Annotated in this window: 23 protein-coding genes and 1 rRNA gene; 14 read left to right on the top strand and 10 right to left on the bottom strand. The window is 41.3% G+C overall.

The window, feature by feature from the left end:
• The 3 genes from BO225_RS06730 to BO225_RS06720 form a co-directional block, all read left to right on the top strand.
• A 23S ribosomal RNA gene (locus tag BO225_RS06730) occupies positions 1–86 on the top strand; the annotation flags it as partial.
• A gap of 161 nt (positions 87–247) precedes the next feature.
• A complete protein-coding gene (gene murB, locus BO225_RS06725; RefSeq protein ID WP_158023806.1) occupies positions 248–1,126 on the top strand; it encodes a UDP-N-acetylmuramate dehydrogenase in 879 nt (292 codons plus the stop codon).
• Positions 1,116–2,252, top strand: a complete 1,137-nt coding sequence (locus BO225_RS06720; RefSeq protein WP_076341489.1) for an amidohydrolase — start codon at positions 1,116–1,118, stop codon at positions 2,250–2,252. Before murB ends, BO225_RS06720 begins: the two co-directional genes overlap by 11 nt.
• 149 nt (positions 2,253–2,401) lie before the next feature.
• Here the strand turns inward: BO225_RS06720 and BO225_RS06715 are convergent, their stop codons facing one another.
• Both BO225_RS06715 and BO225_RS06710 read right to left on the bottom strand, forming a co-directional pair.
• On the bottom strand, positions 2,402–3,250 hold the full coding sequence (locus BO225_RS06715) for a DUF368 domain-containing protein (RefSeq protein WP_076341488.1): 849 nt from the start codon (positions 3,248–3,250) through the stop codon (positions 2,402–2,404).
• Between the two features lie 60 nt (positions 3,251–3,310).
• Positions 3,311–4,129, bottom strand: coding sequence for an endonuclease/exonuclease/phosphatase family protein (locus BO225_RS06710; RefSeq protein ID WP_076341487.1), 819 nt, complete (start codon positions 4,127–4,129; stop codon positions 3,311–3,313).
• A gap of 153 nt (positions 4,130–4,282) precedes the next feature.
• Between BO225_RS06710 and BO225_RS06705 the strand changes: the two genes are divergently transcribed.
• The 7 genes from BO225_RS06705 (at position 4,283) to BO225_RS06675 (ending at position 9,182) form a co-directional block, all read left to right on the top strand.
• Complete coding sequence (locus BO225_RS06705) at positions 4,283–4,501, top strand: hypothetical protein (protein WP_076341486.1); 219 nt, start codon at positions 4,283–4,285, stop codon at positions 4,499–4,501.
• Positions 4,502–4,606: 105 nt separating this feature from the next.
• Positions 4,607–4,924, top strand: a complete 318-nt coding sequence (locus tag BO225_RS06700; RefSeq protein WP_076341485.1) for a PadR family transcriptional regulator — start codon at positions 4,607–4,609, stop codon at positions 4,922–4,924.
• Positions 4,917–5,534 carry a DUF1700 domain-containing protein gene (locus BO225_RS06695; protein WP_076341484.1) on the top strand — a complete coding sequence of 206 codons (618 nt, stop codon included), beginning with the start codon at positions 4,917–4,919 and terminating at the stop codon, positions 5,532–5,534. The genes BO225_RS06700 and BO225_RS06695 overlap by 8 nt, the downstream gene beginning before the upstream one ends.
• On the top strand, positions 5,531–6,310 hold the full coding sequence (locus BO225_RS06690) for a DUF4097 family beta strand repeat-containing protein (protein ID WP_076341483.1): 780 nt from the start codon (positions 5,531–5,533) through the stop codon (positions 6,308–6,310). Before BO225_RS06695 ends, BO225_RS06690 begins: the two co-directional genes overlap by 4 nt.
• Positions 6,311–6,422: 112 nt before the next feature.
• Entirely contained in the window at positions 6,423–7,748 is a 1,326-nt protein-coding gene (locus BO225_RS06685) for a CCA tRNA nucleotidyltransferase (RefSeq protein ID WP_158023805.1), read from the top strand.
• Positions 7,745–8,671, top strand: a complete 927-nt coding sequence (locus BO225_RS06680; protein ID WP_076341481.1) for a DNA recombination protein RmuC — start codon at positions 7,745–7,747, stop codon at positions 8,669–8,671. The genes BO225_RS06685 and BO225_RS06680 overlap by 4 nt, the downstream gene beginning before the upstream one ends.
• Complete coding sequence (locus tag BO225_RS06675) at positions 8,655–9,182, top strand: macro domain-containing protein (protein WP_076341480.1); 528 nt, start codon at positions 8,655–8,657, stop codon at positions 9,180–9,182. Before BO225_RS06680 ends, BO225_RS06675 begins: the two co-directional genes overlap by 17 nt.
• 168 nt (positions 9,183–9,350) lie before the next feature.
• On the opposite strand, the gene BO225_RS06670 is transcribed toward BO225_RS06675, so the two are convergent.
• From BO225_RS06670 to BO225_RS06640, 7 genes are all read right to left on the bottom strand, one after another.
• Positions 9,351–10,418 (bottom strand): SIS domain-containing protein, encoded by a 1,068-nt coding sequence (locus tag BO225_RS06670; protein ID WP_076341479.1) that lies wholly within the window; start codon positions 10,416–10,418, stop codon positions 9,351–9,353.
• A gap of 8 nt (positions 10,419–10,426) precedes the next feature.
• Positions 10,427–11,422: an SIS domain-containing protein gene (locus BO225_RS06665; RefSeq protein ID WP_076341478.1), complete on the bottom strand. Its 996-nt coding sequence runs from the start codon at positions 11,420–11,422 to the stop codon at positions 10,427–10,429.
• Positions 11,423–11,441: 19 nt separating this feature from the next.
• Positions 11,442–12,263: a PTS system mannose/fructose/sorbose family transporter subunit IID gene (locus tag BO225_RS06660; RefSeq protein ID WP_198936109.1), complete on the bottom strand. Its 822-nt coding sequence runs from the start codon at positions 12,261–12,263 to the stop codon at positions 11,442–11,444.
• Positions 12,244–13,029 carry a PTS mannose/fructose/sorbose/N-acetylgalactosamine transporter subunit IIC gene (locus BO225_RS06655; RefSeq protein ID WP_076341477.1) on the bottom strand — a complete coding sequence of 262 codons (786 nt, stop codon included), beginning with the start codon at positions 13,027–13,029 and terminating at the stop codon, positions 12,244–12,246. Before BO225_RS06655 ends, BO225_RS06660 begins: the two co-directional genes overlap by 20 nt.
• 9 nt (positions 13,030–13,038) lie before the next feature.
• A complete protein-coding gene (locus tag BO225_RS06650) occupies positions 13,039–13,509 on the bottom strand; it encodes a PTS sugar transporter subunit IIB (RefSeq protein WP_076341476.1) in 471 nt (156 codons plus the stop codon).
• Positions 13,510–13,524: 15 nt separating this feature from the next.
• Positions 13,525–13,953, bottom strand: coding sequence for a PTS sugar transporter subunit IIA (locus BO225_RS06645; protein WP_076341475.1), 429 nt, complete (start codon positions 13,951–13,953; stop codon positions 13,525–13,527).
• Positions 13,954–14,080: 127 nt separating this feature from the next.
• Positions 14,081–16,774 (bottom strand): sigma 54-interacting transcriptional regulator, encoded by a 2,694-nt coding sequence (locus tag BO225_RS06640; protein ID WP_076341474.1) that lies wholly within the window; start codon positions 16,772–16,774, stop codon positions 14,081–14,083.
• 111 nt (positions 16,775–16,885) lie between these two features.
• Here BO225_RS06640 and BO225_RS06635 point away from each other — a divergent pair, with 111 nt between their 5' ends.
• The 4 genes from BO225_RS06635 (at position 16,886) to BO225_RS06620 (ending at position 21,055) form a co-directional block, all read left to right on the top strand.
• A complete protein-coding gene (locus BO225_RS06635; protein WP_076341473.1) occupies positions 16,886–18,082 on the top strand; it encodes an RNA polymerase factor sigma-54 in 1,197 nt (398 codons plus the stop codon).
• 93 nt (positions 18,083–18,175) lie between these two features.
• Positions 18,176–18,712: a tRNA 5-(aminomethyl)-2-thiouridylate-methyltransferase MnmM gene (gene mnmM, locus BO225_RS06630; RefSeq protein ID WP_076341472.1), complete on the top strand. Its 537-nt coding sequence runs from the start codon at positions 18,176–18,178 to the stop codon at positions 18,710–18,712.
• A gap of 62 nt (positions 18,713–18,774) precedes the next feature.
• A complete protein-coding gene (locus BO225_RS06625; RefSeq protein ID WP_076341471.1) occupies positions 18,775–19,332 on the top strand; it encodes a glucose-6-phosphate isomerase family protein in 558 nt (185 codons plus the stop codon).
• Positions 19,325–21,055 (top strand): class I mannose-6-phosphate isomerase, encoded by a 1,731-nt coding sequence (locus BO225_RS06620; protein WP_076341470.1) that lies wholly within the window; start codon positions 19,325–19,327, stop codon positions 21,053–21,055. The genes BO225_RS06625 and BO225_RS06620 overlap by 8 nt, the downstream gene beginning before the upstream one ends.
• 37 nt (positions 21,056–21,092) lie before the next feature.
• Here the strand turns inward: BO225_RS06620 and BO225_RS06615 are convergent, their stop codons facing one another.
• Entirely contained in the window at positions 21,093–22,244 is a 1,152-nt protein-coding gene (locus BO225_RS06615; RefSeq protein ID WP_076341469.1) for an ABC transporter ATP-binding protein, read from the bottom strand.
• Between the last annotated feature and the right edge of the window lie 344 nt (positions 22,245–22,588).

Genomic DNA, 22,588 nt, shown 5'->3' with positions numbered 1-22,588 from the left:
TGAAGACGACAAGGTGGATAGGCCGGGAATGGAAGGGCAGCGATGTCCGGAGTGGACCGGTACTAATAGGCCGAGGACTTGATCAGAAAAGAGAAGAGAGGACGCCATGACTTGAAACAGACGAAAGAGTTGTGTCTGAAAGATTTTTCCGGTTTTGAGGGATCGATCGAAACCATAAATAATCAATTGGAGCTGATGTTCAGCTCTTTTTTTTGGTATGATATTTTTGCTTGAAAGGTGGTACGTGATGAAAATAGAAAAACAAGTCCAATTAAAAGACTGGACGACCTTACATATTGGTGGTCCAGCTACATATATGGCCCATCCAGAAACCGAATCGGAGATCCTGGAGGTTTTAGAGATGGCCAAAGAGAAAGATCTTCCTCTCTATATTTTAGGGAATGGTTCGAATGTCTTATTTGAAGATGAAGGATATGAAGGGATCATTCTTCATCTTGGAGAGCAATTCAGTGCGATCAAGCGCTTAGAAAACAATCAGGTGTGGGTCCAAAGCGGAGCGACAAACGCTCAGCTCGCTTCGTTTTGTGTCGAAAATTCACTAGGAGGTTATGAGTTCGCAAGTGGCATCCCAGGCACGATCGGAGGCGCGATCGTCATGAATGCGGGCGCTTACGATGGAGAAATGAAGGATGTTCTCGTTTCGATCGAATACATCGATGAAGAAGGGAAACTTCAAACAAAGATGAATAAAGAGCTCGATCTTTCCTATCGTCATTCGATCTTCTCGAATACGTTTGGGATCGTGACTTCCGCGATCTATCAATTTGAACCAAAGGAATCTTCCTTTGTGGCTGAAAAGATTGCTGATCTAAAAGAAAGACGGTATTCAAAACAGCCGATGGAAGAATATAGCGCAGGAAGCACATTCAAACGTCCAGAAGGACATTATGCTAGCGCTCTCATTCATCAAAGTGATCTGCAAGGCTATCATGTAGGAGACGCGGAGGTTTCCACGAAACACGCTGGTTTTTTGATCAATAAGGGGAATGCTTCTTCAAAGGAGTTCAATCAGCTGATTGCGGACGTGCAAAGAATCGTGCTTGAAAAGTTCAATGTTCAATTAGAGCCTGAAGTTCGTCGTGTCAAAAGCAAACATGAAAAATGAGATCCAAGCTCGTGCAAGAGAATGGCTTCCTCGATTCGAGGAAATTAGCGAGTATTTATTTTCTCATCCTGAACTAGGTGGTCAAGAAGAGAAGGCATGTCAGTATTTGACATCGTTTTTAGAGAAGAATGGATTTCGGATCGAATATCCCTATGGTTCGCAATCAACGGCTTTTCGCGCAGAATTTGGTCATGGGAATCCGGTAGTCGCTTTTTTAGCGGAATATGACGCTTTACCTGGTTATGGAGAAGCGCATGATCAAATTGCCCATGCTTGTGGACACAATTGGATCGCAGCAAGTAGTGTAGGAGCGGCTATTGTCCTTTCTTCCTTTTTATCTCAGGAGGATGTGAAGATCGTTGTGATCGGAACGCCGGCAGAAGAGAGTATTGGCGGAAAGTGCGTTCTTGTTCAAGAAGGCGCCTTTTGTGATGTGGATGCGGTATTCCAAATGCATTTAGCTGCTCGAACGGTTTTGATGCCGAAAATTCAAGCGATGGATTCGATCGAATTTGAGTTTTTTGGAAAGGCTTCCCATGCGGCCTTGGCTCCTGAAGAAGGGATCAATGCCCTCGATGCGGTGATTTCCTTATTTAATGGTTTGAATCAAATGCGAGCGCAACTTTCGAAAGAAGATTCTATCATGGGGATCATTACCAATGGAGGAAGCACGTGCAATATCATTCCAGAGTATGCTTCTTGTCAATTCTATGTGCGTTCCTGTTCTCGGAAAAGAGTCGACGCGCTTGTTAAGAGAATGATCTCTCTAGCGGATGGTGCTTCTTTGATGACGGGTGCCAAGATGTCCTATCGCTTCTTTGAACAGTCATTTGATTCGTTGGTAGCGGATCGGACTTTGAGTCAATACATGAAGGAGAATCTTGAATTGCTTGGTGTTCACGAATTTCAGGAGATGGAAGAGTGGGGTGGCAGTTCGGATATTGGAAATGTTTCGCAAGTGGTTCCTTGCGCCTATGTCGAATTGGATACAGGGGCTGTCCCCTCTGTTTTTGCGCATGAAGAAGCTTTTTTGGATCTTGTTCATGGTCCAAAGGCGCAAAAGTCGTTGTATATCGCGATTTGTGCGATGGCAATGAGTGCCTGGGATTTTTTGAATAAGAAATAAAAGAGTGAATCCATCCGATTGGGTTCTTGGGAAGGAATGGATCAGGATGGATTCTTTTTTATTATAGTCAAAATGAATATAGTGTGCAAAAAGTCATTTTATAAAAAACTCGTGCGATCAGTTCGTACGAGTTTTTTGAATATCTATTTTTATTCGCCGCCAAGTTTAGAGGCGACATACCATCCAAGCACGAAGGTCAAGAAACCGATCAGCATTTGAACGATAGAGAATGTCGCCCAATCCGTAGATAATAAAATGGCGATCGGGCTGGCGACGATCAAGCCAATAATGGCCCAATACGTTTGGACTTGAAAACGGGCAAAGAGCCATTCGACGAGTTTAGCGATCGCAAAAATTCCGACAACGACGCCGATCCCAAAAGGGATCAAGATCCCGCAGCAATACAACACTTGACCAAAATCAAGATGGACTAGGGCAGATACCATCGCGTTGATCGTTTTGAGGATCGGTTCATAATAGCCTAAACTCATGAGGATCATCGATCCGCTCACGCCTGGAACGACCATGGTCGCAGCGGCAATCACTCCGACTAAAAACAACAAAAGGATTTGAAGCGGGGCAAGAGAGAGAACGACTTCTCTTCCGCTTGCTTCTCCGGCGATACTCATGCCTACAACGAGGGCAAAAAAGACAAGAAATGGGATGAGCTTGTCGATACCGAAGCCTTTATGCGCCACTTTTTGAGTAATAAAGGGCAAGCTCCCTAAAATGAGCCCGCAAAATCCTAAATTTGTTGGGATAGGATAATTGCTCAAGAGAAACTCGAAGAGTTTTGAGAGGGCGATGATCGCGATTCCTATACCGATAAAAATCGGTAAAAGGAATTGAAAGCTTTTCTTGAAGTTCGAGAAGAGATGGGTGATCGATTCAATGAGTTTATCATAGATTCCCATGGCGACCATCATCGTTCCGCCACTGACGCCTGGAATGATGTTCGCGATTCCGATGACGATCCCTTGTAGTATTTCTTTTATCATGTAATCTCCTTTTTACGTTCAAGAGTATACCATAAAGGCGCTTAAAGTAAAAACAAACGACTAGTCTGTCAAGCAGGCGAGCACGCCAAAGTGATCGGATAAAATAGGTTCTTCTTGGCCTCGAAAGGCGGTCCGTATCCAAGGAACGTTCCTTTTTTTATTGGAGAAGATGTAGTCGATGCGCATTCCGGAAATGTTTTGATTGTTTCTCCAACCATCGATCACATGGTCGACACTGATTCCATCATCTTTCTGTTGAGCGAGCGTATAAAGATCGGAGTAGCCGCTTTTTACTACTTGGGCATAGCCTTCGTTGGGAATGCTTGCCTCGGCGTTGAAGTCTCCCATCAAATAGAGAGGATCTTCTTGATGGATGCTTTGATCAAGGCGAATAAATTGGTCTTGGAAAGGTTCTAATTCATCATTCCACCAACCCATATGGACATTGACGAATACTCCATCTTCTGTTTGGATCTTTAACGCTTTCCGGGTGCGGAAATCGGAGTAGTTGTCTTGCTTGGACAAAAGGATCGTTTCGATGTTCTGGATCGGCTTTTTCGATAGAAAGGCGAGTCCTTCGTCGTATTTTCCATAGCCGAGCTTGACTGGCGACCATACGATCTCATAGGAAAGTCCTTCTTTTTTGAGTAGAGTGTCTAGAGCGAGAACATGGTTGTCTTCTCGCAGCGGAATTGTTTTATGGATGATTTGAATCGTGCTGGGAGTGTGTGAAACGATCGGGCTCGTATTGGTTTGGTTGACTTCTTGAAGAGCGACAATGTCGGGATCGAGTTGTTTTAAGGCTTGGACGAATTGTTTTTGTTTTTGGGGCATATTGGCTTCTTCAAGAGAGTGAGTGTTGAATGTTAAGATTTTCATGATCGATCCTCCTTGTGTTCGATGTTTATCGTATCGTAATTTTGTATGGGATTCTAACACGATTTTTAGAAAAAATAGCACGATGCTTGAGCATTTTACAAGTCTATACTCATTCTTTTCGCTATAATAGCGTCCTAGAAAGGAGTGTGTAGAATGATTGTAGTAAAGCGTCATGAACAAAAGTTAAGAGATGCGAATGAGTTGGATATTAAAAAAGGTACGATCTTACATGATGGTTCAGGGAATTGCTATAAGATTTTAGAGGTCGTCTGGGATCTAGTTCATTCGTATATGTTGATCCAATATACGGATAAGAAGCGGACGATGAACATTCCTTGTGATCGGATCGAGCAATATCGAGTGCAGGCATAAACTTAAATAGAAATACATCATAGAGGATGAAAGCAGGTAAAAAGCCTGCTTTTCTATTGCACCTAATATTATATTATGTATAATATTGGTAAAGGAGATAATATTATGGGATTTCAATATGGAGGAACTCTTTTGGATATGTGTGTCCTTGCTCTTGTGGAGCAACAAGATACCTATGGATATAAATTGACACATGAAGTCAAAGAGACACTATCGGTTTCGGAGTCAACATTGTATCCAGTCTTACGGAGACTGACAAAAGAGAAGTACTTATCGACGTATGATAAGCCTTACGATGGCCGAAATCGTCGGTATTATACGATCACGGCACAAGGTAGAAAAAAGTTGGAGTCGGATCGTCTTGAATGGAAAAGATATGTTGAAAAGGTAGAAGGTATTTTGGAAAGGAGTCATCATGACTAAACAAGAATATATTCAGATCGTTCATTCGCAGCTTTCGGGCGTCGATCCCCGCGACCTCTCGGATGCGATCGTGTATTTGAATGAATATTTTGAAGAAGCAGGGGTAGAAAACGAACAGAAGGTGATCGAAGAATTGGGTTCGCCAGAAAAGTATGCGGCGACAATTCGGGCTGATCTTGTGGCGAGTGTCCCTCCTCGGATCCCTCGTCAAATGCAAGCGCGTCCTGCTTCTCAAAATAGTGTATGGAAAACGTTGGGGATCTTGGTGCTTGGGATTTGTGCTTTGCCGATCGCTTTGCCGCTTTTGATCGTAGTGATCGTTCTGATTTTTGTGGGAGTGATCACTTTGGCGATGATCCTTTTGGTGTTTGTGATGGCTCTGGTAGGTGCCATCATAACGGTAGGATTGTGTATTTTCGAATTCTTCTCGACATTGGGTCAAGATTTGATGGTTTCTTTATTTTTGTTGGGTGTCGTATTGACGGCGTTTGGGGCGGCGATCTTGGCTTGTCTTGCGATTGGCTGGATCATCAAAGTTGGCTTTCCGGCTTTGTCGCGTTGGGTCGCCAAACTTTATCGGAAGCTTAGAAATCGGGAGGTTAGAGAATGAAACACAAAGGATTGTTGATCGTTGGGATCGTTTCACTCGTGCTTGGATTGGGTCTATGTTCGATCGCGTATCAGCGTCGTGGCGATATGTTGTTTAGATATACAAATTTTGGAAAGGTGTCTATAGACGAAAATCCATTTCAAGGGAAAGAATATACGTACGAGCCAAAAGAAAATATCGATACTTTAGTTTTAGATGTGGCGATGGCGCATATTGAGATCGAGCGTGGAGACGCTTTTAAAATCGAAACAGAAAACATGCCGGAAATGAATCAAAAATCAAAGGAGATCCATTTGAATTCGAGCGTTCATGGAAAAGAGTATAAAATCGAACAAACTTCGGATAATCATTTTACGTTTCAAAACTTGAATGTTTCGATGAAGGTTGTGGTTCCTTCTTCTATTCGTGCTATTCGAATCGAGACGGCGATGGGCGATGTTCAAATTCGCAAGGTCGATCTGCAAGATCTTGATGTGACTTGCCAGTTAGGGAATGTGGAAGTCAATGAAAGCACGATCGCAAACGGAAGCTTATATTTGTCGATGGGCGATCTGGAGTTCGATGGACAAGTGAAAGAATTTCTGAAAGCCAATAACGCGATGGGAAATATTGATCTTGCGCTTCAAGGCGGAAGAGAGGAGTATACGATCGATGCCGATACAGATATGGGCGAAGTCGATGTTGATCATGGCCATGATCATGATGCAAAGTATGAAGGCTTGGCAAGGATCGAAGCATATACGAATATGGGGAACGTGGATATCTCGTTCAAGTAAGTAGAATCAGATCTAGGTTTGGCTAGATCTTTTTTATACGAATCCAAAGAATCTGTGTTTTACCCAATGACGATCTATGATAAAATATCTGCACCCTAGAAAGGAGAAATCCATGCAAATTCCATCGTATATCCAAACGATATTGGACACATTTGAAAAGGCTGGCTATGAAAGCTATCTTGTGGGTGGCTGCGTGCGCGACTTTCTTCTTTCTCGTCCGATCCATGATTATGATCTTTGCACCAACGCTTTGCCTATACAAGTCCAATCGCTCTTTTCCCATACGATCCCCACGGGTATTCTGCATGGAACGATCACGATCTTAGAAGCGGGACAGTCTGTTGAATGCACGACGTATCGAAAAGAAAAAGGGTATTCCGACAACCGGCATCCCGATCATATCGATTATGTTTCATCGCTTTCTGAGGATCTGCTCCGACGCGACTTTACGATCAACGCGCTCGCCTATCATCCTAAAAAGGGGATCGTGGATGTGACGGGAGGACAAAAAGACCTTCATGATCATATCATTCGGGCGATCGGAGATCCTTCTCTCCGCTTTCAAGAAGACGCTTTGCGAATGATCAGAGCCCACCGATTCGCGGCCGTTCTGCATTTTCAGATCGAAGAAAAAACACGCGAAGCGATTCATGAAAACGCGGATTTGATCAAGAACGTGGCGGTCGAGCGTATCGTTCCCGAACTTGATTTGATCTTAAAAACGGATCCGATCCAGATTCGGAACATGCTTGACTTGCTCGAGCCATGGATCCCGGAATTAAAAGAATGCGTTTCATGTTCTCAGCATTCTATTTATCATACGACTAACGTGCTCGACCATACGCTCCAGGCGCTTCAATATTTACCAACCTATGATCAAGAGGCGGCTTGGGCCTTGCTTCTTCATGATCTAGGAAAACCTAGCACCAAAACAACCGACACGCATGGACTCGATCATTTTAAAGGGCATCCAAAAGTGAGCGCTCAAATTGCTAGAAGAGTGGTCAAAGCGCTCAAAATGCCGAAGAAAACCCAAAAAATGATCGAAACGCTCGTGCTCTATCATGATGATGTGCGAGCGCCCAGCTTGAAATGGCTTTATAAATATCGGATCCAGCTTGGAATGAGCGATGAATGGATCCATAAATTTTTTTTGGTTCAATATGGCGATATCATGGCTCATTCGCAAAAAGGACAAAAAAGACTGGATCTTTTAAAGGAAACGGTCGCCTTTTACGAAAAAGAAAAAAAAGAGCGGCCTCTTTCTTTGAAAGATCTGGCAATCAATGGAAACGATATTAAAAATGCGTTGGGCGTTCTGGACCATCAAATTGGAAACTTGCTTAAAGAGGCGCTCGATCATGCATTCTATCATCCGGAAAAAAACAATCGTGCCGATCTACTCTCTTATTTAGAAAGAAGGAATCACTCTTCATGAATTTATTTATCTTGTTTCTTTTGATCTTGATCTTGCTCAGCTTGCTTTTTCTGATCTTCTATATTATGATGCAGCATCGAAACGAACAAGAACGTTCTTTGTTGGAAAGACAAGAAACGAAAAATACAAACGCGCAATTTGACTCGATCTTGAATCAAATGCAGAACTTGCAAAAAAATCAAATCCACTCGCTCGACGCGATGGATTGGGTCCAGCGCCAAGTCGATCAAATGGCGAATGTGATGACTAACACAAAACGGCGAGGTAGTTGGGGCGAATACCAGCTCGACTATATTCTTTCTACCTATTTAGGGGAAAACGACTCGATCTATTCGACTCAATATACACTTCCGAATGGAAAAATAGCCGATGTAGCGCTGCATCTTCCAGGACGCAAGCAAGTCTTATGCATCGACTCCAAGTTTCCGATGGAAAACTACGCCCGTATGGATGATGAAGAAAATAAAGAATATTATGCCCGCCAATTTATTCAAAACGTCAAAAAACACGTAGACGATATAGCCAACAAATATATCAATCACGCCACAGCGCCCCAAGCGCTCATGTTCATACCAAGCGAAGCGATCTATCAATTTATTTGCGCGAGCTGTGATTCTTTATTTACTTACGCTTTGCAACGGCATGTATTGATCACATCTCCAACGACGCTTGTTGGCATTTTATTTTCGCTTCAAGCAAGCACGAATGATTTTTATCGGGCTACCCATCTTGAAAAGATCGAACACGACCTTTGGATGCTCAAAGAAGATGTCCGTCGCCTGCAGGAAAGAGCGATCAAAGCCAATCAAGCCCTCGAAACAGCGGCCAAGCAGCTCCAGCAAGTACAAACATCGAGCAAGAAGATCGCATCCCGCTTCGAAGGGATGATGGAAGGAAAGGAATATCATGATATCAACGATTAAAGGAGACATTACCGGTTTAGATTTTGACATTATTGTCAACGCTGCCAATCCACACTTCGCCCCTGGAGGAGGCGTGTGCGGAGCGATCTTTTCCAAAGCGGGAAAAGAACTTCAAACATTTTGTTCCAAGCTGCCAAGCGGAAAGGCTGGCGACGTGCGCATTTCGCCCGCCTTCGATCTGCCCTGCAAAGCGATCATTCACGCGGTAGGTCCGGTCTATTCGGGAAAAGAATGCGACGAAGAAGCGTTGAGAAGCTGTTATTGGAACGCGGTCGCGTTATCGTATCAATATATGCGAGAACATGAGCTCGACCATCTTACGCTCGCTTTCCCGTGCATCTCGACAGGAATCTATGGCTATCCGCATGAAGAAGCTTGCCAGATCGCTCTCAATACGATTAAAAAGATCCGTTCCGCCTATCCAGACACGAAAGCGATCGATATTGTCTTTGTATGCTTTGAACAAATCGATTATCAACTCTATAAAGAAGCGCTTCAAACGCTTATTTAAAAAAAGGAATCTCGGTTTTTCCTTCCTCTAAGTAGAATGGATCGATCATTAGAATCGCATCCTTTAGCACGTTCAAACAAGTTTCCATGAACACTAAGTTTTTGAAGAAGCGGAAGCTGTCTTAATAAAAAAACGCAAAAGCTTATTTTTTGCTTTTGCGTTTTTATATTATGCCTCATCGTTATCGTAATTGATGAAGTTTTCAGTTTTTGCGGCAGCTCCTTTTTTAAATTCTTTTAGTAGAGGATGCTGCATTGTGCTATGTAAGATCGTGCTGATCTTTGCGCTAATCAGTTGCGGAAATGGTAATTCTACAAACGAGCTGAAGAGCGGGTCGACGGCTGGTTCGATCACAAGAGCGTGAGCATCCTCTTTAAAAGCAGGATCCATCGTAACCAAATAGACATGATCGCTTACGAGCTTCGCGCTTTCATAAATTTGATGAAGACGAGAGGAGGCTCTATCGTTGCTATCAAAAAAGAAGAGCGTATAGGTTGGCTTCAGTTGAAGGTTAGGTCCATGAATAAATTCTTCAACTTCATAGTAGAAGCTTGGCACATGGATCGTTTCTCCGATTTTTAAGGCAGCTTCTAAGCCCACCCCTTGTGAATAAGGCGTTCCTAGACAATATACGGTTTGCATTCCAGAAAGAGATTTGAAATGTTTCCTAATAAATTGTTCTGTTTCTGTTTGTGTATATTCGAATGTAGATAATACTTTAAGCAGGTCAATGTTTTCTTTATTCGTTACTTGTTTAGCGAAACAAATCAAATAAAAGGTCAATACACTAACGCCTTTTGTCACATATCCTACAAGTTCTTCACCCACACCATATTCGAGAACTATTTCCGTATGATCTTTCACGTCGCTGTTTTTGTTTCCGGTCAAGCAAATTACATTTTGGTTTCCTTGTAAAGCATCGAGCACTTCGATCGCGTTGGTCGATAAGCCACTTTGTGTGATCACGAAGATCAAATCATTCTTTTTTAAAGACGGTGTATAATGAAGGAAGGTGAATGGGGTACGAACTTCCACATCTGTATCCATCCACTGATTCATCAACGCTTGTGCGCAAACACAAGCATTATAACTGGAGCCTGAAGCCACTAGCCAAATCGTTTCAGGCTTTTGTTTTTGATAAAGTTCAACAACAGGCTCAAGCAAGTTATGATCGTGAAGCAATTGTTCACAAGCAGCTCGACTTTGTTGAATATAATCTTCCATCGTCATATCCATTTATTCTCCTAGTAATCAAGAGCTCTATAATATCGACGGATCTCCATTGGGTGTTTTGTTTCATCTTCCATATGAACATCGATTCTGTTGTTGACTGCGTGCATGACTAGATGAGAGATATCTCCACGATATTTTTCGCTGATCCCTTTTAGTTCATAGTCTTTCGTGTCGATGATCGTATAGTTGCCGCAAATTCTAGGCAAGAAGTTCGCTACACGTTCAGAAAGCGGACGTTGCTTATCTTCGCCGATATAAACGGTTACTGGAGTTTCTTTTGTCACGATTTCAAACATTCCATGGAAAAATTCTGGGGATGTGATTGACTTTGTTTTGATCCAAAGTTGCTCTTCCCAATAGCACATCGCATAAGAGTAAGTAGCACCCCACTGATTTCCTGCACCAACAAAGTAGTGAATATCATCGTTCCAATGCTGCTTTGCGAATTCTGCTGCGAAAGGTTCTGCTGCTTTTTCTACTTCTACAAGCGCTTGTGGCAAATATTGATCAAATTCTGCATACATTTCTTCATAGTCATCGAATTCACCAGCATTTTTCATGAAACGATCAGCTACCATAAAGAATTTTAATTGCTCATTTTGCTTATATGAAATGACATGATCGACCATTTTAGCGAGTTCAGCTTCAGGCGCATCAATGAATCCGATTACTGTAGCACCTGCTTCTTTGGCTTTTTTGACTGCTTCAACGACTTCGATCGTATTTCCAGTTACTGAAGAAGTGATTACAATGCTTCCTTTTCCGATTCTTTTATTTCCTGTTGTGAGATATTCAGCTGCATTTTCTGCCCAAGTTTCGATACCCGACCGTTCTTTCATATGTACAGTTGCTTGTTGTGAGCTTGCCCACGTTCCTCCAATACCAAGCCAAACGATATTTTTGTACCCGTCTTTGCAAATCCCATCAACAATCGATTCGATTTCTGGACGTAGAGCTAAAGCTCCTTGTACACTTTCCACTTTTTCCTTTTCATTGAATTTCATCATAGTATTTTCCTCCTTTTATCTATCCTAAAATTCCAAAATAAGCACCAATAAAACCAATCAAGATAAATACGATCAATAAAGTTGTTGTTTTGACATTTTTAAATTTCAACACATAATAGATTGCGAATGTAAACAGCAATGGCAGAATACCTGGCATGATTTGATTACAAATATCTCCGATCGTTGTCGCTTCTTCACCAGCACCGATGACAAGCGGAATATTGATCGCGACATTTTGTGCAGTCATTCCTCCAATTACAATCAATCCCAGAACAGAAGCACCATATGTCAACATTTCCATCCAACCACTTTTTTGAAGTTGTGCTAAAAAACCGCTTCCTAATTTATAACCGGCATTCATTAAATAGTAGCGAAGACCTTGAGCAGGAATATTAAAGATCAAGAAAAATAAGATAGGACCAAGAACATTACCTTGTGTTGCAAGAGATAAACCAACACCAGTCGCAATGATACGGAGAGTTCCCCAAATAAACGAGTCACCAATACCTGCAAGAGGTCCCATTAAAGAAACTTTGACATCATTAATCGATTGTGTATCGAAGCCAGGATCGTTCGCGTTTTGCTCTTCCATAGCGGCTGTGATACCAAGAATCAAGGTAGCGAGCTGAGGTGTTGTATTGAAGAATTCTAAATGTCGTTTCATAGCTGCTTCTTGTTGCGCAGGGTCTGGGTATAACTTTTTGATAACCGGCAACATGCAGTAGCAATATCCAATATTCATCTGTCGCTCATAGTTCCAATCCCATTCCAATCCGAACGAGCGCCAGAATACAGACATAATTTGTTTTCTTTCAAGTTTTTTAGAAGTCGTCGTCATCATCTAATCCTCCTTCCACATTCATTGCTGGTTGTAATTGTTGAGAACGCTTGATTTGTGTCAATACGATCGCTATGATCGCTCCGAAAACAGCAATTCCAGTACCAGGCAAATTCAAATAGACAGAAAGTCCAAATCCTAAAATAAAGAAGCAAATATTTGATTTATTCATGATCATTTTCATTAACAAACCAAAACCGATTGCAGGAAGTAAGCCCATCGTGATTTCAAGTCCTTTAGAGATCCATTCAGGAATGATCGACAAGAAAGCTTCAATCGCTGGAGATCCCATATAATAGCCAATTCCTACACAAAGACCAATAATCAAGTTGACACCAAAGAATCCGGCGAGATAATGAACAAGGGCAACACCTTGCATATTATCTTTGCTTGCGTATTCATCCGCTTTATGAACAAATGGAGGCAAGATGAAGACCATGCCGAAGTTTTTTGCCAAGAGAACAAGCGAAGCGACAGGAAGACCGATCGCAAGGGCTGTTTCAGCACCAGATCCAGTAGTAATCGCAAAAGCGGTGCCCAGCACTGTTCCAGAAATCATTTCTGGAGGAATACTAGCCCCGATCGAGAAAGCACCCATGAAAGCAAGTTCCATCGTTGCTCCGATCTTCACGCCCATTTCAATGTTTCCCATTACAATTCCAGTAAATAAGCCCATGATCATAGGGCGAGAAAGCAAACAAGTTCCTAAAAGATATTCGGCATTTCCAAGCATTGCCACTAGGCCAAGTAAAATTGATTGAATTAACATACTCTCACCTTATAAAACCTTTTCTACAGGAATGGCTGTGTCTTCAGGGACCATTTGGATCGTTACATCTACACCTTTATTCACAAGATCTTTAAGAATCGTCTCTTCTTCATTTGTGATATTCATTGCTTTTGAAATGTTGCGAGTTTGTTCAGTTGCTTTTGTACCACCTAGATTCAAACTTTTGATTTGATCCACGCCGTTGATAAGTTTCTGAGCGTCTTTGATGCTCTCCACCACAATAAATAATTTATATTTGTCAGTTTTGCCGCTGTTGATCGCTTGAATGCTGTCGGCAATATTTTTGATTACAAGCTTCACTCCATTTGGTTTAGCCATTTTCATCGTAGTTTTTCGAAGTTCGTCGTTCACGACTGAATCGTTGGCAATCAAAATGCAATCAGCATTCAGAGCGCTCGTCCACGAAAAAGCAACTTGTCCATGCAGTAGTCGATGATCGACTCTAAGTTTTTTAATCATATTTTTCCTCCTTCTTTAGAAATCTTCTTCTTCGCTTTTTTGTTGGATCCTTTTTTGATCCGTTAAGCTTACGCCATTTTTTCCGGAAGCGATCAACCGATTTTGGACATCAGGATTGTTAATAAGTATTTCTGGTGTCGATAATAGTAAATCGAGCACGAGATTCATATTTGTTCCCCCAAATACAAGAACATTTGGGAATTGACACAATGTAGAAAGCGCGCTATGTACACTCCCACCTTCAATATCACAAAGAAAAACATATTCGTCCTCAGGGTTCTTTTGGATGAGAGCACTCATTTCTTCCATATAATCGCGAGGATTATAAGACGGATAGAGCGAATATGTTTGCAATTGGTCGGCAATATCGCCAACAATCATCTGCACAGAATGCTTCAGACCTTTTGAAAAGTCGCCATGAGAAGCTAAAATAATATGCCGCATAGAACCTCCTTTCTTTAAATTATTCATTTCTATACAAGCAAGAAGCGTGCCAACTAATGAGTTTATGATTTATATTTTTTTGTATTGGAATTCGCTTCACTTCTATACAAGCAAAAAGTGTGCCAATTTAGACACACTTTTGATAATTTTTATCGTTTTTTACGTAATCGAACATATATCCGATTTCTTCGACAGGGATTTGAACACCATAAAAAGCTTCTACATCGCTGAAGGAACGCTTGACTCGTTCTATGAAGTTTTTCTGTTCGGTTTGAAAACCTCCGATATCTTGATATGATTCGATCCCTCGATTCATAACAAGACGCTCTACTAAACAACTCACATGTACATATAAACCAAAACAAGTATTGTTGCTCAACGAAAGATGCATTTCTTTCTGGAGCCGGTCGATCGCATCCGCGACATGTTCAAGCAATTTTGTAGGATTTAAAATTGTTAAAGCATTCATGATATTGGAAAGCGAAAAATTCTTAATAATGTTTTTCTTGAATTCTTCTAATTTTGTGTTTGAAAAATAAGGCTCTAAATATTGATCGAGGCTGTTATTGCTTTCTTGCAAAATCAAATCGTCCAAGGCGATAAAATGTAAGTGTTTAATATTTGGATTTAAAGTGCCGACGACACACAAGACTTCATAGTTTTCAAAGTTCGGATTATGGATTCCATTTTGAAGCAAAGAGTTGTAATCATAGGAGAGCACTTCAATCGAGCTTTCGCTCGGTAAAGAATCAACAATTACGCTTTTTAATTTTTCCGCTACGCCCATTCCGCTCGCGCAAGAACAGATGATCAATTTTTTCTTTTCCCTATTGTATTCGATCCGATAGGAAGCGCGCGTTTCTTGTTTTGCTTTTTCTAAGATATCTTCCATGCTTTTAGAACTCAGGAGATCTTGGCCAATGGAAAGAGCCATCTTTAAATGAAGCGTATTGATAATGCCAATATTGACGTTTTTGATCTTTAATCCTTTCCAAACTTCTTCTAAAGAGCCAAGATCGACGAGCAGAAACAATTCTTCGATGCCTTCCATCTTTTTTAGATAGGTATTGAGCTGTTCTATACATTGTTCTTGCGACATGAAGTATGGCATATCGATCGCATCGAATACATGTTGTTCGAGCCACTCATTTACACAAATTGCGATCGAGCTCGCACTCGAAGGGCCATGCGCTAATAAAATCCCCATTCGTTTTGGAATGCTTTGAGTGGGGAAGGTTTTTAAAAACAGAAGGCCTAGTAACACATTTTGGATAGGCTCCATAGAAATATTGAGGGTATTTTTTAAAGTTTCTTGGATTTCTAAAACAGCTGAATAGATCCGGAAATCTTCGTTTTTGAAACGTCCTAAGATCGTTTCCATTTCTTGCTTTTTGTTTTCTAGTGCTATTCGAGTCTTTAACGGTAAAGAAAGGATCGACAAAAGCTGATGCTGAAATGAATCACTCTCTTGTTTAAGGACAGCCATATGATAGTGCTGAGTGATTTTTTCGACCAAAGTGAATGCGGCATTTTCGAAAGCGCTCGCCTTATTTGAATTTGAAGATTGGAAAAGAGCGTTCGCGATATGAAGTGCATCTTCTCGAAAATCCTCAGTTTGTGCAAGCTTATGAATCGCATTTTGTTCAAGCAATGTGGTGGAATATTCATTTTTAAAATTACGATCCAGTTCATCAATATAAATCCAATCGCTGTCTTGAATTTTCAAAAGCGTATCGATCGAGGCATGTTCTAGAATAGTGGCAGGAAGATTATGAGCTTCGATCATCATTTCGTCCTTTTCGTCGATTTGAAAAAGGGCTTGCACACAGCATGCTTGGATCGTGCTTTTTAATCCTCCAATATTTTCAGGAAATGGATAGGAAAGCAACAATTGAAAGAAGCTAGGTGAAAGCTTGATTCGCTTTTTAAGGCGTTGTTCTTCCTTTTTGAAAAGCATATAGATCATTTGAATTTTTTCTAAAGATCCCCGTTGTAGAAGAGTGGGGACTTTTAAATGCATTGGGATACGGCGTTGTAATGTTTTTAAAAGAACTTGATTGGGATCTTCTGTGGTGGCAAAAATCAGACGAACTTGGGAAGAATACCAAGTTTTGTTGTCTCCCATTCGATGATATAGGGCTTGATCCATAAATTGAAATAGCTTTTCTTGGCATTCCCCCTTTAAATTATGGACTTCGTCTAAAAAAAGAACGCCTCCATCAGCCAGTTCTAATAATCCTGGTGTATCTTGATTGGCTCCTGTAAAAGCTCCTTTAACATAGCCAAACAAATTGGCGCTTAATAATTCTGGGTTATTTGCGTATTCAGAACAATTAATGGAAACGAAACGACCTTCTGGTTTTAAAAGTGAATGATTCTTAGCGTATTCAAATGTCAATTGAGCGATAAAGCTTTTTCCTGTTCCTGTTTCTCCTGTTAGCATCAGGGGAAGACCGCTAGGTGGGTACGAGATCGTCGCCTTACATTGTTCAACTAAACTAGCAAGTGAGCCATCATAACCGACTAATTTTTCGAAATCCATTGGTTCTTTTTGAACAGAAGCTAGCCAAGCGTCGAATCTAGGGATCTTATCCGTATTAACGGGCGTTCCATATAGTTCTTCCAGTGCTTTTTTGCTCATAAAACGAAGAGGCTTTTCTTCGATGCGGACTATTTTTCCATCTTTGATCAGATCTTGCATAAAAAACGTAATTTTATTTTTTGGAAGCGATAAAGCACTTGAAAGAGAAGCGATGGTCAACTCATCGAATCGTTCTGCGCTTGTCCAAGCGTGGATCATTTTATATAAAGTATCTTTCATTTGAATCACCTAAATCGAGTATAGAAGCAATAAAAATAGATGTCAAACTTAGAAAAAGGGTTAAAAAAGTTGGCACAAATCTTGCTAGTATAAGATTGAAAGGAGATCTTTATGCACCAAAAAATGATTCAAAAACAGACACAGACTCAACAATTGTCGCTTTCTCAACAACGTTCTTTAGAAGTTTTAAGAATGAGTGAAGCCCAATTGCAGGATGCGATCAAAGAGCTTTGTGAACAAAATCCGTTTATTGAATATCATCAAAGTAAAGATCTCAATGAGTGGATCGAAGAAGGATTTGCGGCGCCAGTTTCTTGGAAAGAAGACTTATATCGGCAGTTGAATACGAATGAAGAAACATTCGATCCAACGATCTGTAGTTTTATTATAGAAACATTAAATGAAAAAGGAATGTTTATGGATTCAGAAGAAGAAAGCATAGCTTACCTTAATTGCTCAGAAGATAGATGGAAAGGATCCCTCAAACAAGTTCAATCTCTAGATCCAGCAGGAATAGCCGCTCGGAATCAAAGCGAGTGTATCATTCTACAGCTTGATCGAAAGAAAGAAACGTTCGCATCTCATCTATTAAAAAAATATGGGCAAGGAAAAGAACTGCTTTCTTGGAAAGAAATTGCAAGAAGAGAGGGGGCAACGCTAAAAGAAATTGAAGAAGCATTAGATAAAATTCGTGCTTGCTCTCTTTATCCGAATTTGCAGGAGGCAACTGAAAAAGAAGAAATACTGATTCCTGATTTTACGATCCATGTCGAAGGGGCAGATGTTTACATAGAACCAATTCAACAAGGACAACTCCAAATTCTCAACATCCCAAAAGAGAATAAAAATCTTAAATCTTATTTTCAAGAAGCCCATTTCTTTATGGATGCGATGAATAAACGCAATCGTACGCTCCTCATTTTAGCGAATGAGATTATTTCGATCCAGAAAAATCATTTTTTGTTTCACGATGAACTTGAACCATGTACTTTACAAGATATAGCACAGAAGAGCGGATTTCATGAATCAACGGTATCTCGAACACTTTCCAACAAGTATTATCAATTTGAAGGGAATATTTATCCTATCAAAGGATTGTTTGTTTCAAAGACAAAAGGCGGGACGAGTCAAGATTCCATCTTGAAGGCGATTCAAACGTTGATCGAACAAGAAGATCCACATAAACCATTCAGTGATCAGCAGCTATGTGATCAATTGGAAGAGTTAGGATTGTATGTTTCAAGAAGAGCTATTAATAAATATAGAAAGATCTTGGGAATTGAGAGTGCATCTAAGAGAAGAAAATAGTGACCTGATTTTTATACGGGATTGAATTATTCAGAGTTTTATTGAATGAAATTTATTTTTTGGTGTATTCTATTTCTAGGCAGAGGAATATAAATGAAAACAATGGTCGAACTTTCGCACGCTTTTTTACAAGAAGCGATGCATAAACAAGCGATCGTGCTCGATGGAACGTATGGCAATGGATCCGATACCCGGTTTTTTCTAGACCAGCCCGTCAAGAAGATCTACGCTTTTGAAATCCAGCCCGAATTAAAACCTAAGACGATTCCATCTTCTCTTGTTTGGATCTTGGATTCGCATGCTCATCTCGATCGATATATCAAAGAGCCTTTAGACGCGGCGATTTTCAACTTTGGCTATTGTCCAGGACTTGATCCTTCGATCACGACGCAAGCGAGCTCTAGCATCGAGGCGATCCAAAAAACAATCCAAAGACTCAAGCCAAAAGGACGACTTTCCCTTGTCCTATACGCGCATGAAAACAGTCCTCTAGAACAACAAGAAATTGAACGCTTTTTAAAAACGCTTGATCCGCGTCAATACGGGATCCAGAAAATCACAAATTATTTAAAGAAAGATAGTCCATATCTTTTTTTGATTGAAAAACGCAAATCCGCCAAAAAGAGTTGACGGATTTTTTTTTGACTCCTATAATTTAAAGTAATAATGATATATCAATTAAGGAGGGAATTATGAACATCATCGAATCTTCCTTGTTTCACGACTTTGAAAAAGGAATGTGCGGAAAGGAAATGCAGAAATCCATCAAACTCTATCAAGACGCGAAAGATTTTTACGCAGCCTACGATCCGACATTGCCCAACGATACGTGTATGTACGAAGTCACTTCCTTTTTAGATCCTGAAGGAGCGGCTGGCCATCTCAATTGGGGCGTTTCTTTGCTGCATCCTGTCTTGGTCGATGGCGAATGCAATATGACACGAGGACATTTCCATCATGATCTGTCTTGCGAAGAATACTATTGGTGTGCGAAAGGCGAAGGTTTGTTGATGCTGATGGATGAGCAAGGAAATTGCTGGAGCGAAAAAATGCATGTCGGCACGCTTCATCATATTCATGGACATCACGCCCACCGGCTCATCAATACTGGAAACGAAGATCTTGAAGTGATTTGTGTGTGGCCTGCCAACGCAGGACACGATTATGCACGAATCGAAGAGCACCCGTTTCCGTATCGGGTCTATAAAGAAAATGGAGAAGTAATCGTTAGGAGAAGAAAAAATGACTAGTTTATATGATCCATATCCAAAAACAAAAATCGAAGGCCACCAAGGAGAGCTTATCCAAGGTTGGGAATCGATCCTTGCCCAACTGCAAGAAAAGATGGAAGACATCCTCGTCATCGATACGTATCCAGGCGTATATGATGAAGAAATAAAACACGAACTCAAAAAGATCCCCCACGATGTATGGATCGACGCGATCGAGCTGTTCAAAGATCAAGAAACGATCTATGAACAATTAAAATACCATATCACCGACGATCGAGTGTTTGGACGCATGTATTATGGAGAAATCGAAAATTTCATCGTGGAAGACAAGAAAAAAGCGCTCCAAGAACAAGCCCAGAAAGCTAGACAAGAAGGAAAAAAAGTCATTGTCTATGGCTACGGAGCCAATTTGATCGCCCAAGGACTCCTTGTCTATTTGGATTTAGCGCGTTGGGAAATCACCCTTCGCTATCGTCAAGGAATGCCCAACTTTTTAGCCGACAACCAAGACGAAGACGCATTAAGAAAGATCAAGCGCGGTTTCTTTATCGAATGGCGTGTCGCCGACAAATATAAACGCACGTTCTTTGATCGAATCGATTACTTCATCGACACCAACGATATGAACGAAATAAAAATGGTGTCTGGAAAAGCGGTTCGAGACGGCTTGATCCAAATGGCTCATCGTCCTTTCCGGCTCGTGCCTTATTTTGATCCAGGCGTTTGGGGCGGACAATGGATGAAGAGCGCCTGCAACTTGGACCCGGACAAAGAAAACTACGCTTGGAGTTTTGATGGTGTCCCTGAAGAAAATTCAATCTATCTCGATTTTGGAAATGGATATATCGAACTGCCTGCCATGGATCTCGTGCTCGATCAGCCAAAAGCCCTTTTAGGAAAGAGCGTATATTCTCGTTTTGGGGCTGAATTCCCGATCCGATTCGACTTTCTTGATACGATTGGCGGACAAAATCTTTCGCTCCAAGTCCATCCGCTCACCGAATACATTCATCGAACGTTCGGGATGGCCTATACCCAAGATGAAAGCTACTATATTCTTGATGCCAAAGAGGGCGCGTGTGTCTACCTTGGCTTGAAAGAAGGCGTCGTTCCTGAAGAAATGATTTCCGACCTTGAAGCGGCCAATCGAGGAGAGATCCTTTTTGACGCGGAAAAATATGTCAATAAATTCCCAGCCAAAAAGCATGATCACTTTTTGATCCCGGCAGGAACGACGCATTGTTCTGGAAAAGACGCGATGGTCCTAGAAATCAGCGCCACCCCGTATTGTTTTACATTCAAGCTTTGGGATTGGGCGCGCGTAGGACTAGATGGAAAACCACGCCCAGTCCATATCGAGCATGGAAAGAAAAACATTCAATGGGATCGAACAACACATTGGGTCGAAAAGAACCTTGTCAACGCGATCTATACACTCAAAGAAGACGAGCATGTCAAAGAAGAGCATACAGGCCTTCATGAATTGGAATATATAGAAACAAGACGCTATTGGATCCAAGATGATGTGCTTATCAAAAACGAAGACAATGTGAACATGCTCAATTTGATCGAGGGCCAAAGCTGTCTGATCGAAAGCATGGATGGATCTTTTGAACCGTTCGAAGTCCACTATGCCGAAACATTTATCGTGCCAGCCAGTGTGAAAAACTATAAGATCGTCAACAATACGAACAAAACGATCGGTGTCATTCGCGCCTATGTGCGAAAACCAAAAGCATAAAAAAAGATATCCGCGCGGATATCTTTTTAATTGGTTGTTATTTTTTGAGTAATTCGCCTGTGACTGGATCGAGATCGACAAGCAAGTTTTCATTCGTGTCGTTGTCGAACACATGGATCTTATTGTTGTCAAAAGCAAGCGTCACTGTATCGCCGACTCGTTTTTTCGTGTCAGGCTCTACTGTGGCAGTGACTTGATGCCCATCGATATCGACATACAAGTTACTTGTGGAACCAAGCATTTCATACACTTCCACCGTACCATGCACCGTTGAGTCTTTGAATTTCTCGAGCATTTCTGGCGAATCCCATAGATCTTCTGGACGGATGCCGATCGTGACATCTCTTCCATCTCCAAATCCTTTTTTGCGAAGAATATCCGCTTTTTCTTTTGGAAGCTTGACGAGATGGTCGGAGACTTTCACGAACATTTCACCGTTCTTTTCTGTGATCGTCGCGTCCATAAAGTTCATTTGCGGAGCGCCGATAAAGCCGGCCACGAATTTATTGGCGGGCGAATCATACAAGTTTTGTGGCGTATCGATCTGTTGCACTTCGCCATCGCTCATAACTACGATGCGATCACCCAATGTCATCGCTTCTGTTTGGTCATGCGTTACATATATGATCGTGGAATTGAGCTTTTCGTGAAGACGAGAGATCTCGACACGCATCTGCCCACGCAGCTTAGCATCAAGGTTCGATAATGGCTCGTCCATGAGCAATACCTTAGGGTGACGAACGATCGCGCGACCCATGGCCACACGCTGTCTTTGACCACCAGAAAGCGCTTTTGGCTTCCGGTCGAGCAGACTTTCCAAACCTAATGTCTTGGCGGCCTCATCTACACGCTGATCGATTTCCGATTGCGGAAGTTTCGCGATCTTTAATGGAAATTCCATATTTTGGCGAACTGTCATGTGTGGATATAACGCGTAGCTTTGGAACACCATCGCGATATCGCGGTCTTTTGGCTCTTCGTCATTGACGCGTTTGCCATCGATCATCAAATCGCCGCCGCTGATATCTTCTAGCCCAGCGATCATTCTTAGCGTAGTTGATTTACCGCATCCAGAAGGTCCAACGAATATAACGAATTCTCCATCTTTGATGTCGAGATTGAAGTCTTTTACAGCGACAAATCCATTTGGATACGTCTTATTGATGTGTTTTAAATTAAGATCTGACATATTTTCTCCTTATTGCCCTTATTCTTTCTTCGAAAAAGCGGTTTCATTTATTTTATTTTCTCACAATTTGAAGGGAATATGCAATCGTTTGCATTTTATTTTGTCGTTTTTTCGTTTTTATACGCTTGAGCGATATACATAGCGGCCAGCAAAGAAAAGATGACCATGATGCAAAGCAAGATCCAAATGTTCCAATGAAAGATGTTTTGTCCCAAAGAACGGGAGTTTTACAGTTTGCAAAAACATAAGCCCCTTTTTCTTAAAATGTCCCATATAATATCAATCTCTTTTTCTTCTGGATACTTATTTGCTTTTTTTTCTCCTCTTTCGTGACAATGTCCTCT

The sequence above is a fragment of the Dubosiella newyorkensis genome (assembly GCF_001945605.1).
Classification (GTDB): domain Bacteria; phylum Bacillota_I; class Bacilli_A; order Erysipelotrichales; family Erysipelotrichaceae; genus Dubosiella; species Dubosiella newyorkensis.
The sequence above is the reverse complement of the archived record's forward strand: the minus strand, read 5'-3'. Positions and strand labels throughout refer to the sequence as shown.